18 protein-coding genes and 2 pseudogenes are annotated in these 15,842 nt (G+C 41.5%); all 20 read left to right on the top strand.

The window, feature by feature from the left end:
* Positions 1 to 41 precede the first annotated feature (41 nt).
* On the top strand, positions 42 to 380 hold the full coding sequence (locus tag I6N95_RS17510) for a hypothetical protein (RefSeq protein ID WP_209530384.1): 339 nt from the start codon (positions 42 to 44) through the stop codon (positions 378 to 380).
* 37 nt (positions 381 to 417) lie between these two features.
* Positions 418 to 960: a LysM peptidoglycan-binding domain-containing protein gene (locus I6N95_RS17505; RefSeq protein WP_209530383.1), complete on the top strand. Its 543-nt coding sequence runs from the start codon at positions 418 to 420 to the stop codon at positions 958 to 960.
* Positions 961 to 983: 23 nt separating this feature from the next.
* Positions 984 to 1,535 (top strand): recombinase family protein, encoded by a 552-nt coding sequence (locus tag I6N95_RS17500; RefSeq protein ID WP_209530381.1) that lies wholly within the window; start codon positions 984 to 986, stop codon positions 1,533 to 1,535.
* A gap of 19 nt (positions 1,536 to 1,554) precedes the next feature.
* Complete coding sequence (locus I6N95_RS17495) at positions 1,555 to 1,884, top strand: hypothetical protein (RefSeq protein ID WP_209530371.1); 330 nt, start codon at positions 1,555 to 1,557, stop codon at positions 1,882 to 1,884.
* A gap of 30 nt (positions 1,885 to 1,914) precedes the next feature.
* The gene (locus tag I6N95_RS17490) at positions 1,915 to 2,631 is read left to right on the top strand and encodes a recombinase family protein (protein WP_209530370.1); all 717 of its coding nucleotides are present in this window, start codon (positions 1,915 to 1,917) and stop codon (positions 2,629 to 2,631) included.
* Positions 2,632 to 2,659: 28 nt separating this feature from the next.
* Positions 2,660 to 3,214 carry a recombinase family protein gene (locus I6N95_RS17485; RefSeq protein ID WP_209530368.1) on the top strand — a complete coding sequence of 185 codons (555 nt, stop codon included), beginning with the start codon at positions 2,660 to 2,662 and terminating at the stop codon, positions 3,212 to 3,214.
* A gap of 10 nt (positions 3,215 to 3,224) precedes the next feature.
* The gene (locus tag I6N95_RS17480; RefSeq protein WP_209530366.1) at positions 3,225 to 3,539 is read left to right on the top strand and encodes a recombinase family protein; all 315 of its coding nucleotides are present in this window, start codon (positions 3,225 to 3,227) and stop codon (positions 3,537 to 3,539) included.
* Positions 3,540 to 3,582: 43 nt separating this feature from the next.
* A complete protein-coding gene (locus I6N95_RS17475; RefSeq protein ID WP_209530359.1) occupies positions 3,583 to 5,319 on the top strand; it encodes a LysM peptidoglycan-binding domain-containing protein in 1,737 nt (578 codons plus the stop codon).
* A gap of 45 nt (positions 5,320 to 5,364) precedes the next feature.
* Positions 5,365 to 5,904, top strand: coding sequence for a hypothetical protein (locus tag I6N95_RS17470; protein ID WP_209530357.1), 540 nt, complete (start codon positions 5,365 to 5,367; stop codon positions 5,902 to 5,904).
* A gap of 19 nt (positions 5,905 to 5,923) precedes the next feature.
* A complete protein-coding gene (locus I6N95_RS17465; RefSeq protein WP_209530355.1) occupies positions 5,924 to 6,154 on the top strand; it encodes a hypothetical protein in 231 nt (76 codons plus the stop codon).
* A 769-nt stretch (positions 6,155 to 6,923) separates the two neighbouring features.
* Positions 6,924 to 7,006: pseudogene (locus tag I6N95_RS17460) on the top strand (IS6 family transposase); the annotation flags it as partial.
* Positions 7,007 to 7,087: 81 nt separating this feature from the next.
* Positions 7,088 to 8,887, top strand: a complete 1,800-nt coding sequence (locus tag I6N95_RS17455; RefSeq protein ID WP_209530353.1) for an Ig-like domain-containing protein — start codon at positions 7,088 to 7,090, stop codon at positions 8,885 to 8,887.
* A 106-nt stretch (positions 8,888 to 8,993) separates the two neighbouring features.
* Positions 8,994 to 9,341 carry a hypothetical protein gene (locus I6N95_RS17450; protein ID WP_209530352.1) on the top strand — a complete coding sequence of 116 codons (348 nt, stop codon included), beginning with the start codon at positions 8,994 to 8,996 and terminating at the stop codon, positions 9,339 to 9,341.
* A 13-nt stretch (positions 9,342 to 9,354) separates the two neighbouring features.
* Positions 9,355 to 9,642 (top strand): transposase domain-containing protein, encoded by a 288-nt coding sequence (locus tag I6N95_RS17445; RefSeq protein ID WP_209530350.1) that lies wholly within the window; start codon positions 9,355 to 9,357, stop codon positions 9,640 to 9,642.
* A 631-nt stretch (positions 9,643 to 10,273) separates the two neighbouring features.
* Positions 10,274 to 10,498 carry a transposase gene (locus I6N95_RS17440; protein ID WP_209530348.1) on the top strand — a complete coding sequence of 75 codons (225 nt, stop codon included), beginning with the start codon at positions 10,274 to 10,276 and terminating at the stop codon, positions 10,496 to 10,498.
* Positions 10,499 to 10,942: 444 nt separating this feature from the next.
* Positions 10,943 to 11,302: pseudogene (locus I6N95_RS27855) on the top strand (tyrosine-type recombinase/integrase); the annotation flags it as partial.
* Positions 11,303 to 11,441: 139 nt separating this feature from the next.
* On the top strand, positions 11,442 to 12,038 hold the full coding sequence (locus I6N95_RS17430) for a site-specific integrase (RefSeq protein ID WP_245249649.1): 597 nt from the start codon (positions 11,442 to 11,444) through the stop codon (positions 12,036 to 12,038).
* A gap of 396 nt (positions 12,039 to 12,434) precedes the next feature.
* Entirely contained in the window at positions 12,435 to 13,130 is a 696-nt protein-coding gene (locus I6N95_RS17425; RefSeq protein ID WP_209530344.1) for a prepilin-type cleavage/methylation protein, read from the top strand.
* 13 nt (positions 13,131 to 13,143) lie between these two features.
* A complete protein-coding gene (locus I6N95_RS17420; protein ID WP_209530342.1) occupies positions 13,144 to 13,836 on the top strand; it encodes a PulJ/GspJ family protein in 693 nt (230 codons plus the stop codon).
* On the top strand, positions 13,823 to 15,841 hold the full coding sequence (locus I6N95_RS17415) for a hypothetical protein (protein ID WP_209530340.1): 2,019 nt from the start codon (positions 13,823 to 13,825) through the stop codon (positions 15,839 to 15,841). Before I6N95_RS17420 ends, I6N95_RS17415 begins: the two co-directional genes overlap by 14 nt.
* The last annotated feature ends 1 nt before the right edge of the window (position 15,842 follow it).

Genomic DNA, 15,842 nt, shown 5'->3' with positions numbered 1-15,842 from the left:
CTTTTTAACCGAAGAGCCTTGAGATAAGAAGGAGTGGTTGTGTGCTTAAGGTAGAGGATATTTGTTTTACGGAAGAGATGATCTTAAATAAAGGAAGTTTTCTTTTAGTGGAGCTATCCCCCATGTTTGAAGAGGGGCAGACCACAGAAGAGTTTCGCATAGGGACGAAAGCGGTCGTGGCGTTAACCAAACATCGCTTGGAGAAAATTACGGTGTTGATTGACGACGTTATTGCCTGTTCACCATTTAGTGACACGGAATTGATGGAAGTGAGATTTAATGGGTTTGAAGGACGTTATCAACGAGAAGCCGAAGGAGAGTATGTCTTTAACGCTCGGGCGCGTCAACTTCAGATTATCAGTAAGCCCTTTGCCTTTTAACAAGGGAAGGGGGCAGACTGTGACAGGAGGTAATAGGATGGAACCGCAAGGGGCCAAGAAGAAAAGAAAACGACGGCCTTCTGCCAAAGGGCAAGGTGATAAGGGGAGACGTAAAAACCGAGTGGATGTCGCAGATGTTTATGCGAGCTATGAAAGGGTGGCATCTAAGCCAACCGTTAATCAAGGAGCGACGAGTTATCTGTGGGTATTTATTGGTTTTATTATTTTAATGGGCGTTATTCTCGGGATTACCGTCTGGTTGATGATCGGCATCAAAACGGAAATGGCGGCTATTAAAAATAAGCAAAACCAAGCTGTTTATTCTAGTTCTCTTGAGTTAAGGGAGTCTCAAAACTATCAAGAATGGGTGTTAGACGACACGATGGATGAAACAAATCAACAAACGTCAACCACCCAAGAAACGCTGGTAGTTAAACGCTATGTGGTTGAAGCAGGAGATACGCTAACAGAGATTGCCGAAACGCATCACGTGAGTGTGGCGGAGATTCAATACTGGAATCAGTTAACAGATGAACAAGGGATTACAGCTGGACAAGAATTAAAATTGTCAGAAAATTAAGATTAATGATGAGGTGGGAAAAAATGAAGAAAGTCGGGTATACAGTCAAAACGGAAACAGATGAAGAGACACGGTACCTTTCCGAGGTGCTTGGGTGTCAGATTGTTTTTGAAGCGAATGATGAAGGGGACAACTACAGCCAGTTTGAAACCTTTTTAAAGGAACATAAAGATCAACAAATTGTCTTGATGAGTTTTGAGAGTATGGGGTTACAACTGGGACAGTTGGCGCCTATTTTTCATTATATTCGTGACGAAGGGATCGACTGTCATTTCGTGGAGAAACCGTTTGAGCGAGACGAAGATTATTTACAGCTGTTAACAGGGTTGGCGCTGAGCGAAAAAGAAATTGTCAGTAGGAGAACCTTAAAGGGCTTGCGAGTGGCGCATGCTAAAGGGGTAGTAAGTGGCCGGCCAGCGATTAACGAACAAACAATTGACCGAATTCGGTATCTGCATACCAGTCAGAAAAAAAACATCCGTCAAATCTCCACAGAATGTGGTGTGTCGCTGGGAACGGTGCACAAATACATCAAGAGGGAAGAGGAAAAATTGGGAAAAAAGGTCAGTAATTGAGTAAAAGGAAATGACAGGAATGAAAATGGAAATGGTCAGCTATAAAGAATACGAGCGACTGGAAAGTGCGATTAAGGGACTAAGTTGGGTCTGGCAAAGTTATCAGCGTGAAATTCCTGATGGCTGGTATGAATTCAAATACCAGCACATCTTACGGGGATTTTTATTGAATGAAGGGGAAGAAACCTTGCTGGCACAAGTCAAACACAAGCGATTTCCCAGATGTGTCAAAATTCCTAAACCAGTCTATCACGAAATGAAAGAGTTAGCGTCTATTTATGACGAGTTGCAGGATGTCCTGGCAAATCCTCCATATGGCTCGAAACCTATGAAGGAGTTCATTAACTAGGATATTTCGGAGGGGAAGTGAGGATAAAGAATGAGACTGGGATATGTGCAACTGATGACGAAGCATCAGAATGGGGAAAAGGAGTCACATGATTTAACCAAAACTGGGTGTAAGGTCTACATTGAACGAGAAAAGGGTCGGAAGATGGACTGGAAGAAACGGCCTAAGTTACGCCAGTTGTTTGAAGAGTCTGAGCCAGGTGATGTGCTTGTTCTAACAGAGCTGAGTCAATTCAGTGATCACTATCAGATTTGGTTGGAATTTTTAACGGAGCTAAAACACTGTCACCTCGAGTTGGAAGTGTTAAGTAGTCCCCATAATACCTTGGCCGATTGGCAGGATCTATTTAAATGGATTCAGTCAAGTGCTGAGGGACAGCAAGCAGGGGTGAAAATCAAAAAATTTAGCAAAGAGCGCGCCTCAGAGCGGTCTGATTACCGGTTTTTTTCTCGAAATCCCTACTTTAGGCGCGTTTATCGAGAGATTTTGCAACAGGTGATGGCGGGCAGGTCCTTGCGGCAAATTACCAAAGAAAGTGATGTCCCATTAGGGACGATTGTCAGGATTCGCAAGGAGTATGCCAAGCTTAAACAAACCTGTTTATTGGTGGGCACCTTTCTTTTGACGATTATCAGCTTGAAAATGGTTCAAAATTATTCTTCTAATTTATTGTTACAGATATTAATTTGCGGTGTGATGACGTTACTGATTATCTATTTCTCTTATTCAGACAGTCAGTTAGATTAGGGTAGTGAAAAGAAGGGAGCACGATGTAATGGCAATTTATGGATATGTTCGTAAGGGGTTTCCCAACAATGAAACAGAACAGTTAACTTCAGTAATGACTTACTCCTGCGATGAGTTGTTTTTTGAAAGCTCGTCTTTATTGGAGGCAACAGAATTAGCCGAGTTGATTTCCAGATTAAAGGAACATGATAGTGTGGTCGTGGCTAGTTTAAAAGTATTTGGCATGAACCTGCAACACTTGCGGCCCATTTTAACTCAATTTCAACAATTGAAAGTTCGTTTAGTCAGTATTATTGACCATGTGGATACCGAGATTGACACGTTTTTTTACCCGTTGTTTGATGTTTTTTCGGAAGTCGATTTTGATTGTAAGAGTGAGCGAATCAAACAACAAATTGTTCATGCACGGGAGATTGGCAAAAACGTTGGCCGACCGACCCTTGATGACCCAACGATTGAGCAGATTTACAGTTTGTATCACGAGTACAAGTGGTCCATGAGGCGAATTGCAACAGAGTGTAACGTGTCTTTGGGCAGTGTGTTTAAGTACACTCAGGAAAAACAAGCAAAAGTAGTCAGTTAGGAGTGGTTAGATGGCGACATATGGTTATGTCAGGCGACAACACCCTTTACCAACAAATGATCAGCTAAAGATTGTGGTGGATTATGATTGTCAAGAAATTTTTATTGACAGTGCGAATTACCAGCAGACAGAAGAGTTTGAGCGGCTGTTGAGTCACTTAAAACCGGGCGATACGGTCATCATCCCTAGTCTGCAAGTCTTTGCTGCATCGGCAGCGGATATTTCCAACATCCTAAAGCGACTGCGTCAGAAGGAAATTCAACTGATTAGCTGGAGTACCCAGCTTCACCTTAACTATTATAAGCGAACGGCTGGTTTGCTCTAAGCGAACCAGTTATTTGCTGAGAAGGGAGTGAGAGAAGGAAGCTATGAGTGGCGTACGTGGGAAATGGAAATTAATCGGAATTAGTCATCAGTATGAAACGGTGTCAAAAAAAGGACAAAAACGTGAGTTACTGGCGTTAGATCGAGTCAGTTTGACTCAGAGTTATGGCGAAATTGTGGGCCTGATTGGTGGCGAGGGGGCTGGCAAGACAACGTTGGCTCATATTTTATTGGACAGGCTGACCCCAACGGAAGGGTTGGTTACTGGCAGTGCCGATCGGGCCTGTTGGTTGCGTTTACCTAATCGTCGCAGTGAGGAACGAACAGGTGAGGGGTATGTGACGCATCAGTTAACAAAGTGGGGGATCAGTCGCAAAAAATTACCGCAAATGGTGGAAAAAATTGCCGAGTTCGCGGAGTTGGGGGAGTTGTTTTTTCAGCGAATCCGCTCGTATTCCAAGGCTGAAAAAGTTCAGCTGGAGATCAGTTTGTTGTTACACCTTGCTCCGACACTGATTTACATTGATGACTCCTTATTGACGGTCAAGGAAGATTTTTACATTAAAGTCTTTTTATTTTTGGAGAAGCTAAAAGAGTTGGGCTCCAGTATTTGGATTGAAACCAATCACGTTAAGCGGATTGAAGGCTATTGTGACAAGTTGTTGTGGCTGGAGTTTGGTCAGGTGAAGTACCACGGCAGTGTGACCGATGTGTTGACTCATTATTATGAGTATTATTTTCAAATTCAACGGCGGCCTTTTGAGCAACAACAGTCGTTTTGGCAAAAGGGGTATCGCGGCCAGTATCTTAGTCAAGAGCCTGTGTCTAAAGAAATAATTGAGCCTCGGCGACCGGTGTTGAAATTAGTTAGTTCTGCTGAACAAGAAGATATGGAGAAGGCACAAAGTCGCGATGCCTCAACCACTGAGACCTTAGCCATGGAAGAACCAGTGATTGAGGAGCAAGAGCAGTCCGAGGACAGGCTGGCTGATTTGTCACGAGCACAAAAAAATCGCTTGGTGATGAAGCAAGCCAATCTGAAACTGTTAAGTGGGGTTGCGTTAGCCTGCCTACTAGTCGGAGGTGCCTTCTTTGCCTTAAAGCATTCACCGATTATGGCAGGGAAACAGCAAACCGCACCAACAACCAGTTCTGTTACTAATAGTCAGCCGAATAGCGATACTTTTCCCACGTCCAGTAGCTCGGCAGCGACAGCTCTTGGCGTAGTACCAGAGACTCATCAGGTTCAACGTGGTGAAACCCTGTCACAGATTGGCGATCGTTACGGCATAAGTCTGCGGAAACTACGGTCGTGGAATCAATTGGAAACCGATCAGATATCAGAAGGGCAGGTCCTTAAGTTGCGCGCATCAGTTGAAACATCTATAACAACGGCAATCGCTACCCCTGGTCCCTTGACGTATCAGGTAAAAGGGGGGGACACCTTATTGGATATTGCCGCAGCTTATGGGGTTAGTTTAGACGCTTTGCAGGCCGTTAACCAGCTGTCTGATGAACGGATTTATACAGGAGCAACCTTAAGATTGCCTGATACCGCTAAAGCCCCCACAACGAATCAGTCGTCAGAGGAGTCAAAAGAAAGTACGGTTGCGCCGACTCCAACCTCGACACCAGAGCCAGTCACACAGCACATTGTGGCGAAGGGAGACACTCTTTATGCCATTGCCAAGACCTATGGGGTGGAGGTTATGGATTTACAAAAAGCCAATCATTTGCAAACGGAGCAATTGTATTTAGGCCAAGAACTGATTCTACCGTAACGCTTATTTGAGTGAAGATAGTTGAACGAAAGGTGGTGCAGGAGGATGCATGACCCGCTGATTTCTCAAAGTGATCACTCACTAGCTGATCGGCAAGAAGAACAACGGCAATTAATGATCAGGGAAACGAAACGGCTCACCCATGAAATCGCCAACTTAACAGAGGTCAGTGGCCAATTAGTGGCGGTTATGGCGAAACTAAAAGACATCAGCACAGAAGCCAATTTTGGCACAACTGCCGATTGGCAGCCGTTAAAGGAACAGATTGATTTGGGAATGATGTTAGGTGAGATTCTTGATAGACGAATGTCAATCGATGAGTGGATCGGCCGTTATCTGATTGGGGCAAGGGACGAGGCCCGATCGATTGTCAAGCAAGCCTTGGCAGTCTCAGAGATTATCGCCACTCCCTCATTTCAAAACAAGCACAAAAAAATCGCCTACGATGTGACAGATAGTCAGATCAATTTGCCGACAAAAGCTCCCAAACCCAGCACTTATCTTGAGCAGTTAAAATGTGTCTCCTACGAGCTTGAAAGTCAGTGTTCAGAGTTAAGGCAGATTTTGGAAGGGAAAGTACGTTAAAAACAGGGAGGAACAGAAAATGACCGAATTAGTCAAGGAAGTCGCAGAGGAATTGAAGCAAACGATGTTGGAAATGACGGTGATTTTTAAGGGAGAATTGACTGAAAAAAATCGGCAAATCATGATGCTTGAAGAGGCGTTACGGGCGCAACAGAGCCTGACAATTCAAGCAAATGAACGGCTGAACCAGTTGGAACAAGGGAAAAAGATGACTAAAAAAGAGAAAAAAAGCAGCAAACGCCCTGTTTAACTTAACGAATGAGACCGTATTTATGAAAAAGAGAACCCGCCATTACTCTTGAAAGTTAGTAGGTGATCCTCATTGTTCTACAAAAAGGAAGCCTATAAAACAGCAAAGTTGAAATCTTGAAAATGTCACTAAAAGGAAAAGTTAAAAGGGGCTTTTTGTTGTCACTAAACGTTTAACTAATGATGGTAATTTGGAATATAATGTACCAGTGAATTAGGAGGGATAACGCGGCAAGCAAATTGGGAAATTCACGGCGAATGGGAATCTATCAAGAGATACTAAAGAGGAGGTAGGGGGCTTTTATTGAATCATTGCCGCTGTGATTCTATTTGCTTCTTTTTTACGTTATTGGCCACTCTAATTTATCACCGTAGCTTGGTGTTACTCAATTATACAAGTACAAAAAAGAGGGTGTTATTGTGGGTCAAGAAATTGAAGAGTGGTTGTCTTACAAAGGGCAATTGGATGATTTGACTAATCCCAAAAGCTATGTTTCGATTTAACTTACAAAAACATTGGTACCTGAACAAAAAGCCACCGGATTCCCCTGATGTTAGATGATAGCGATGTTTCAGATAGTAGTAAATGCGGCGAAGAAGTAGAGAACGTTTATCAGGAGAGGCCATTGCCTTTTTTGTGGATATCATGATTAAGGGGGATTCGGTAGGAGTGGGAACTAACCTGACTCGTTTTCAATTCAAATGAATGGTATGGTCTTATTTTATAAAGAAAAGATTGAATTTACTGACAGAATATACGCAACACCAGTTATAAGAAAAGTCGAAAAGAAGGAACTCTCTTCGGCCTCTCAGTATGCATAGAAATTAAATGCTTATTGGAATCCCGGCTTAAATTGACTAGTACATTTGGAAAGATTTGTCACTATTTTAACTTTGCAACAGAATTTCACCTATTATATGAGGAGGATTTTTAATGAAAGTACTTAAATGGTGTTTAGTATTGTTAATGTTATTGTTCATGTTCGCCCATCAGACAGAAAGCGGGTTTGCCGAAAGTTTAATAATGGAAGAGGGAGAAAGTGAATTTAAAGAAAATAATGAAATGTTTCAAAGGTCGTTTATTCCTTCCGACCAGTCGGAATTAAATGAAAATAGAATAGAAAAGAAAATCTTAAACTTGATAAATAGTGAACGAGTGGCTGAAGGGGTAAGACCGTTAGTTCTTAACTTGGAGCTATACAACGGGACTTTTATTAGAAGTAAAGAGGCACTGGCTAAGCAAATTGGAATGGCGAGTGTTGGACAAGTCCCAAGTACGGGAGGTCACTCTAGACCCAATGGAAGTTGGTGGACAACAATTTTCGAAGAAATTTCCTATGACTATAAAGCTACTGCAGAAAATATTTATAGCTTTGCTTCTGGTGATCTTAAACCAGGTGCAGTTGGCAACTATACCGAAGACTACTTAGCTCAACGCACATATGACGGATGGAAAAACTCATCTGATCATCGTGCTAACTATATGAATCCTGCATATAAAGAAATTGGCATTGGTATTTCTCTAGGTGACGGTATTTACCCTTCAGCTGGAAAAACATACTATATGTCCTTTTATAACGCTATTTCAATTTTGGGAACTCAAAAAGATCATATTGACCCAACATCTATAAAAATAAAGAGTGATAAATCTATTGTTTATGTTGGAGATAAGCTGCAACTAGATTACACCATCACCCCTCTCAATACAACTTTAAAAGAAGTTGCTTGGAAAAGCCAAGATGATACTATTGCGACTGTAGATGGAAATGGGGTTCTAACAGGAAAAAAAACTGGAAAAGTTAAAATTTATTTGGAGCATCCATCATCAGGTGTTGATGATGAAATTGAAGTGGAAATACTTAATCGTGATGGTCTGGCTTTCGAAAGTGCCATTAAGATTAATCCAGTAGATAATGAGACAGAGATACATGAAAATGGAAATCAGTTGTATTACTCTTTTACAGTTCCTAAGACACAAGAGTATCAGCTAATTCATAATGGACAATACTCAGACTCTGATCTTTATGATAAAAATCAAAAGTTAGTTGTTACAAAGTCGAGATATCATAGTTATGTCTCAGTTTCTCTTGTGGCAGGAGAGACCTATGTCTATAGAACGCAATGGACAACAGGAACCCGTGCTTCTAAGCTTCTTTTGAGAAGTATAACTGAAGTAGGACTAGCATCCCCTACAACGAAAATAGATGTGGGACAGCAGCTTCCGCTAACATTGATTACGACTCCCAATGCTGATTATGAAGGAGTGATAACGTATAAGAGTTCAAACCCAAAACGTGTATCGGTTAATGAGGAGGGAATGCTCACAGGTATCGAGGATGGGAAGGCTACTATTAGTGTAACTACATTAGGAATATCGAAGTCTTTTGAAGTTCGGTGTGTTGGGGAATTGAAAAATATTACTTTCGAAAGTGCCAATAAGATTAATCCAGTAGATAATGAGACAGAGATACATGAAAATGGAAATCAGTTGTATTACTCTTTTACAGTTCCTAAGACACAAGAGTATCAGCTAATTCATAATGGACAATACTCAGACTCTGATCTTTATGATAAAAATCAAAAGTTAGTTGTTACAAAGTCGAGATATCATAGTTATGTCTCAGTTTCTCTTGTGGCAGGAGAGACCTATGTCTATAGAACGCAGTGGATAACAGGAACCCGTGCTTCTAAGCTTCTTTTGAGAAGTATAAATGGTTCTGTTGCAAAGTTATAAATAAGGGGCCCAAAGAGCCTATTAGCAATATGAGTTCTGTTGCAAAGTTAAAAGAATGACAAACCTTTCCTTATGTACTAGTTAATTTAAGCATGGTATTTCGGTGATGCTTTACAATGAGGAAAAGAAAAGCCTGGGAAACACCTCACCTTACGGCCTCAATTATTCGCCTAAGAAAGGGGTGAGTTTGAAAGAGGGAGACGTGATCTATTTTGTTGGAGAAATATTTTACATGCGTGGGTTGGCAGTTCAAGATTTTAGAGAACTAAAACTAGGGTTTGAAGATCAGTCAGCAATTATTTATGAAGGTCAGTCGAAACAGTTGAAGGTGACCAATGAACGAAACGAAGAGGTGCCATTAGCTAAGGTTAACCTCACATATGATAAGAACATGATCAAGATTGACGACAAAGGAATGGTGACAGGAATCAAGTTGGGGAAAGGAGTCATATGAAAGGTGGTTTTAAATGGATGTTGTACCCGTTCAATTAACTCAAAGCACCAAGCCTAGCCAACCAAGCTCACAATCAACCAATTCTTACACTCAAAAGAATCCCTTAGTTTGTCGTGTTCGACTCGAAAAAAATCGTGATGTTCAATTCTTTCAAGGGGCAGACCCTAATGGGTTAGATACCTATGAGTATTTGAAGTACTTCTTTGAGCGTCTCCCTCAATTACCTATCTATCAACAACCGGAATTAGTTGAGGCATTTCTGCCATGGCAACCACAGGTCCAGTCTGCCCTAATTAAATAGGCTTAATCATGATTCTTAGCATAAGAATACCTTAATTAGGTCTATTTGTCATACCGTCATTCTGTTTGACGCTTACACAATAAGTCGTTTGCTGGAATTGCCAGGAGACATTTGTCGCAGAATCCAAAGAAATTCAGCCCAATTGTTTAATTGCCAATCGAGTATAGTAGGCCATCGCACTTGAGCTTGGGGATGAGTTGTCCTTAAAGAAGTTATCCAAACGTTATTTAGTGTCACCGACAATCATCAATCGTTTCAAAACTGTTGGGATAATTTGACTTTGAAAGACCGGTATAAAAAGCGGTTCGACACTTTAAATCAAACACGCGCTCAAACGATGAAAGTCTTCTTTTCATTCAACTCTGAAAAAATGAAGAACCCGCGTAAACTTAAGACTTACTGGCATTTTTAAAAATTAACAACTGAACTCAATTATCAAGACTAGCATTATCAGCGGATTTCAAACAGCCCATGGCTGAAACGAAGGTGGTCGATTATTTAGTGATATTATATCCAATATTGATGGATGGCGACTTACCATGTCTATCAGGAGTTGCTTTTTCACTCCAAAGAAATGACTTTGATATCTTCCAAATAAGCTGTTGAATCAATGTCAGAAGGGGGCACCTTGATGACAACGTCTGTAAAGGCCTTAGCAAGGAATTTATCACGAATCGAAAATACGTTTAACTATTCCTTTTCAAATGGCCCTTTAAAAGGAACGATCAATAAAATGAAAGTTATCAAAAGAGTGGCCTATGGGTACCAGAGTTTTTTGAATTTCATATATCGAATTTTAGTTAGCTGTAATTTAATGCAAAAAAGCAATCTTGCCAACATTGACAGAGTCGCTTAATTTGTAGATAATTTTGAGTAATTTCTAGCCATATCGTTCCTATTAAATAATCACGATCAGTCGTTAAACTTCTGCTAAAGAGAAGCTGAAAGCACCACTCTTCGCTTGTTATTATGTTGATAATTTAATGGGACTATATGTTCAGATTATTTTGTGGGGTGGATATATTTACATTATTTGATGTAGAGCCCAAAAAGTCCTGTTTTATGTAAAAACAAGACTCATAAATAACGATTGCTTCTTAATTATAGAATAAGAGTTATTGCACTATTTGTCAACCCTTTTTCTTTCATAAGTTAACTTTATAAAAATAAAATCTATTAGACGTCTTTATGTTAAGTGGCATTTAAAAACAAGAAACAGAGAGAAAACACCCAGATACAGCCAGTTGATTGCTTGTTTTTTTCAGCCGTCATTTCAGCCGTCAATTATTAGGAGGTCACTATGTCAAAACGCGGACTAAATATTTATAAACGCAAGGACGGTCGTTGGGAAGGACGCTACCCAAAAGGCCGTAAAGAAAATCAAACATTGTATTACGGATACGTCTATGGCGAGTCTTATAAGGAAGTAAAAGACCAGATTATTCGTTTACGGGCCGCTTTTTCCTTTGAAAATAAGTCATTGTATCAGTATAAAGGCAGTGTTAAGGACTGGTTTGAACGCTGGCTAGTCCAACAGATCGCCCCAAAAGTCAAACAAAGTACGTATGTCAGTTATCAACATAAACTAACCACCTATTTGTTTCCTGATCTGGGCAACAAACCACTGGTTAAACTAACCCAGGAAGACTTGCAGAACTGGCTCCAGCATCTACAAGAGAGGCTATCAGCTTCTTCGATTCGCGTGATCTTTCGTCTGGTTAATTCCGGATTGGAGGCGGCAGAAGCCGCTCATTTACGAGTCGACAACCCCGGTCAAGGGCTGTCAATTGCCGAAAGTGATGGCCAGTCAGGCCAAGGCGTTAACCACGTCACAGCAACGTCAGCTAACCAGTCGGGCCAAGGCCTCAGACCAAGGGTTTCCGATCTTACTGGCACTGGAAACAGGCATGAGAATTGGCGAAATTTGTGGCTTAAAATGGCAAGACATTGATTTTGATGAGCACTTTTTAGTGGTCCAACGAACCCGTCAACGAATTTTAAAGAAAGATGACAGTGGGACAGAACTAATTGAAAGTTTGCCAAAAACCCTTTATTCTCAACGGGTGATTCCCTTGTCAGAGTCACTGGTTAAGGCGCTACAGGTTAGAAAAGGCAGGGACAACTGCGACTACGTGATTCATCAAGCTGGTTTGCCGCTAGAACCACGGATCATTGGTCGTCAGTTTCACAAGTTAGTTAAGGGCTTTGGCTGGACGGATATTTCCTTCCATTCCTTACGACATACCTTCGCTACTAGGTGTGTTGAGTCAGGAGTTAACATTGCCGCCATCAGCAGTCTGATGGGACATAGCTCGATTAAGACGACCTTGGATATCTACACGACCACCTTTTTCTCTGAAAAAGCAGCGGCGATCAAACAAGTCACCACTTTTTAAAATGGCATTGACAATCAATGCTCTCTTTTTTTGTTTTTGTTCATAAATAGATCATTTTAAACGGGGTGGTCTGTTCCTTTTAGCACAAGGCAAGGCATGTTGAGAACCGTCAACCTAACCGTCAGGGGATAGCCATCTGGTTGTTTCCTCGCTTGAAAACTAGGCTAAGTCTTGTTTTTACATAAAAGAGGACCCAGCTTGACAGTTAATCATATGTAGGTGATTCCCGTTGTTCAACAAAAAGGGAGCCTATAAAACAGCATAGCTGACTTTCTTGAAAATGTCACTAAAAAGATTTGTTAGAAAAAAATCAAAGAGGACTTATTACTGGCAATGAACGTTCACTTAATTATAGTAATTTGATACAGATTGTACCAGTGAATTAGGAGGGATAATGTGGGAAGGCAAAACAAAAAGACGTGGCGCAGGCGAGCCTATCAGCGGGTAAAAGAAGAGGCAGGGTTTTCGTTGATTGAAATCATTGCGGCGGTGATTTTATTAGGCTCCTGTTTTATGTTGCTGGCCACCCTGATTCATCAAAACAGCTTGGCCATTCAATTAAATAAGCGCAAAGAGGAAGCTGTTTTCGTGCGTCAAGACATTAAAGAGTGGTTGTCTTACAAAGGGCAAATGGATGACTTGGTTAGCCTTAATAGCTATGTGTTGACTCAAACCGCCAAAACACTGACCCCTGAACAAAAAAGTCGTCGAGAACACCTAATTTTAGATGATAGTGGTATTCAACTCGCGTCAGGCAGTAGTAAATACGGCGAAGTGAAAGTGGAGACGGCGGCCAATCGAGGAAGCTTTGTTCAGAAGGTTAAGTATTACAAAGATCAAGCGACTTTTTTACCTGAAAGCTTGCGTTCGGCCGACAATCAGCTTTACATTGGCGAATACCGCAACCGAGGCGGCGAGGCCACTGACTTTTTAGTCGATGTGACAGTTAAGCGAGACGATGCAGGAACGGGCAAGGAATTGATGTCTTATAACCCGCGACGGGAAGGGTTGGATTTGGTGATTAAAGTCTATGATAAAAAAACCGGCACCTTGTTGACGTCAACTGTCATGAACTGGGTAGTGGAGGCTTAGGGAGGCGATGACAATGAAGATCTTAAAAGATGAACGAGGCTTAAGTTTAATTGAATTGTTAGGCGCCTTGGCGATTTTTGGGCTAGTGGCGATTCTCTTATCCAGTGTTCTGTTTAGTATCTCTAAAGCGTCGACTGTTCAAGGCCAACAGGTTGAGTTTCAACAGACGGCCAATTTAATGGTGTCACAAATTGAAAGCATCAGCAAAACACCTGGTATTTATCAAGACGCTCAGTATTATGGCAAGTTTACAGCACCTGATAAGTGGAAGGACATCCACATTGTTAAAACGGGAGCCGATGCTAGTAATCCTAGCGCAGACGATAAATACGCTTCAGGAGCCAATAAGATTTATGTGACAGACATTAATGACAACGATAATACAAAAGCCGATACCTATCAAATAAAAGAAGCAGGAATTAAGATCAAGGTGTTGCAACAAAAAAATGAGAACGATGAGCGTAAAACCCACTATGGGACAGGAAACTACCGTGATTCATTTTCGATCCAAACTAGCGGCATTGTCTTATTTTACAAAGAAGAGATTGAATTTTCTAAATATTACGACAAGTCAACGGGTACATGGCAGTTGGAAAAACTGTTAGCGGAAAATAGTAACAAGGTGAAATACAGTCGCAAGTTTGTTTACAGCTATCGAGACGATCAAAAAGCGAAAGGAGATGTCCCAGGAAATGGCAGGTGGTAAGGTAAAGGAAGAATCAGGCTACGCGTTACTGTATGCCTTAGGGGCGATCATTTTGGCAAGTTTGATTGTTGGGGCGATCTTTTTATTTGCCATGCGAGCGAATTCTCAAATCGACCGCGTGGACAAATTGAAACAAAGTAAAGATGTGGCCGAGTATGCCTTGCAAAAGGGCAGTAAAGAAATCAAAGAGACCTTGGAAAAAGAATTGGCTGTGGCCATAACGACCGTTGATTTAAAAAAGGATGAAACCAAGCTTCGTGATTTGGTTAAAGACTGGTTGCCTAAAGTTGAGCAGAAAAAGACGAAGATTGGTGATAACGAACAGTTTTCTTATGAGTTGCAGTATGAAGCCAGTCAGTTAACGGCGGCCATGGACAAACCGTATCAATTAGGGAAAAGTGATGGGGCCTTTGGTTGGACTCAGGAAGCCTCTCTTGACCCAAATGGGGAGCGAATCAATGTTCAATTGACTTTTCCTTTAACGGTTAAGGTGACGGAAACCAACTATGATAAAACCTTTACGTCTACCGTAAAATCAGATTTTATCTATGAAGTTCAATGGGAAACGATTGATGTCAACACTGATATTTTAGCGATGGACGTGTGGCGTAATGTCTTTTACTCCTATTATTTACCAAATAGTGGGCAACACGTGTCAGCCGATCAGTGGTTAAAAAAAGTCAACCAGCTTTATACATTCCAAGAGGGGTTTACTAAACCCTTTGATTATGGCAGCTACACCAATACTAGCAATCCTTTATATGGCGAATTTCAAAGTCAGATTACCGATGTGACCGATGGCAGTGCCTTAGACTTTACCACAGGCAATAAAAAAATTGCCCAGCTGCGTTTTGCCGGTTCTTTTTTAGTGGAGCATGGCGCCAGAATGAAAGGGAGCACTAGTAGTCTCCTCCAAGCTGGCAATTTGTTGGCTCTTCGTAACCAATCCACGGATGCTAGTGGCGATAATTATCTGCAAGTGGCAACGGTCAAGGCAGTGAATGGCACCTTTATTGAGTTGAATCACGCTAGTTCTCAATTACTTTTGGATGTGGTAGATTTTCAAACGAGTAATCTGTTGATTAACCAGACCAATGCGCCTAAAAATAAGTTGAACACCCAAGGAGTTATTTTGGCTAAGGGACAGTTGGATATAAAGAATGTAGCAGAGTCCAATAGTTTTAGCTTTAATCAGTATGCAGTTAGCCCGATTTCTCAAGACCCTAAAAAGACCAATTGGCAGGAGTTTGTCAACGGGTCACTGGTTTTGGCCAGCAGTAATCTCTATGCCGGAGACATTAATAAAAATGGTATCAATTCTTCGGTGACGGATAGTCGCAAAATCAACGTAGACGGTAACTTTATGTTGACCAATGTGGGAATGACGACCAGTTCGACTGCGCCAGAGTTTGATTACTTTAATGGCAATCAGCCACAGGCCCCTTCTCACCTAACCTTGGTTGGGGAGAACACGGAGTTATCCGCTAAGGGCATCAGTTTTATTGATTCTGTTAAGACGTCACGGCGTAAAACCTATACGGAATCGCCAGCGCCCAATCCTGACTCCCGCGAGTTTTCACAGTTTTACAACGATGAAGACTACTGGAATCAGATCGTTCTTAAAGAAGGAGCCTCGATGACCTTAGGCTATACCGGGGTGGAACCCTTTCACTTAGAAGTTGCTAAAAAGTCCCACCTGTCCTTAAAGGTATTGCCTGAGTTGTTGTTATTTGACGATGCTTTTTTGGAAGAAGCGGTCAGTAACGGTCGCCTAAAGGGCAAGGTGATTTTAGAGCCCTTTAATAAAGAAGATGCCACTAAGTTAAAAGAACGGTTGGCACGAAAAGGGGTGACGGTCACGACCACTGACAAGTTGGAGACCGCCCTTGGCAATACGGTTGACGAAGGGCAAGTCATCATTATTGAGCCAGTCAATACGGCCAATAAAGGGGATCGGCGGATGTTAAGTCGGACCTTTGATTACTTAAAGAGTATCGATTATTAAG

Origin of the sequence: Vagococcus allomyrinae, assembly GCF_017829975.1 — a bacterium.
In the GTDB taxonomy this organism is placed as follows: domain Bacteria; phylum Bacillota; class Bacilli; order Lactobacillales; family Vagococcaceae; genus Vagococcus_D; species Vagococcus_D allomyrinae.
The sequence above is the reverse complement of the archived record's forward strand: the minus strand, read 5'-3'. Positions and strand labels throughout refer to the sequence as shown.

What these genes read in the sequence shown, in the direction of transcription:
- I6N95_RS17415 (WP_209530340.1), top strand. Translation starts at nt 13,823, where the DNA reads ATGGCAGGTGGTAAGGTAAAGGAAGAATCAGGCTACGCGTTACTGTAT.
- I6N95_RS17485 (WP_209530368.1), top strand. Translation starts at nt 2,660, where the DNA reads ATGGCAATTTATGGATATGTTCGTAAGGGGTTTCCCAACAATGAAACA.
- I6N95_RS17480 (WP_209530366.1), top strand. Translation starts at nt 3,225, where the DNA reads ATGGCGACATATGGTTATGTCAGGCGACAACACCCTTTACCAACAAAT.
- I6N95_RS17495 (WP_209530371.1), top strand. Translation starts at nt 1,555, where the DNA reads ATGAAAATGGAAATGGTCAGCTATAAAGAATACGAGCGACTGGAAAGT.
- I6N95_RS17440 (WP_209530348.1), top strand. Translation starts at nt 10,274, where the DNA reads ATGACAACGTCTGTAAAGGCCTTAGCAAGGAATTTATCACGAATCGAA.
- I6N95_RS17445 (WP_209530350.1), top strand. Translation starts at nt 9,355, where the DNA reads ATGGATGTTGTACCCGTTCAATTAACTCAAAGCACCAAGCCTAGCCAA.
- I6N95_RS17470 (WP_209530357.1), top strand. Translation starts at nt 5,365, where the DNA reads ATGCATGACCCGCTGATTTCTCAAAGTGATCACTCACTAGCTGATCGG.
- I6N95_RS17475 (WP_209530359.1), top strand. Translation starts at nt 3,583, where the DNA reads ATGAGTGGCGTACGTGGGAAATGGAAATTAATCGGAATTAGTCATCAG.
- I6N95_RS17430 (WP_245249649.1), top strand. Translation starts at nt 11,442, where the DNA reads ATGGCCAGTCAGGCCAAGGCGTTAACCACGTCACAGCAACGTCAGCTA.
- I6N95_RS17465 (WP_209530355.1), top strand. Translation starts at nt 5,924, where the DNA reads ATGACCGAATTAGTCAAGGAAGTCGCAGAGGAATTGAAGCAAACGATG.
- I6N95_RS17490 (WP_209530370.1), top strand. Translation starts at nt 1,915, where the DNA reads ATGAGACTGGGATATGTGCAACTGATGACGAAGCATCAGAATGGGGAA.
- I6N95_RS17420 (WP_209530342.1), top strand. Translation starts at nt 13,144, where the DNA reads ATGAAGATCTTAAAAGATGAACGAGGCTTAAGTTTAATTGAATTGTTA.
- I6N95_RS17450 (WP_209530352.1), top strand. Translation starts at nt 8,994, where the DNA reads ATGCTTTACAATGAGGAAAAGAAAAGCCTGGGAAACACCTCACCTTAC.
- I6N95_RS17455 (WP_209530353.1), top strand. Translation starts at nt 7,088, where the DNA reads ATGAAAGTACTTAAATGGTGTTTAGTATTGTTAATGTTATTGTTCATG.
- I6N95_RS17505 (WP_209530383.1), top strand. Translation starts at nt 418, where the DNA reads ATGGAACCGCAAGGGGCCAAGAAGAAAAGAAAACGACGGCCTTCTGCC.
- I6N95_RS17500 (WP_209530381.1), top strand. Translation starts at nt 984, where the DNA reads ATGAAGAAAGTCGGGTATACAGTCAAAACGGAAACAGATGAAGAGACA.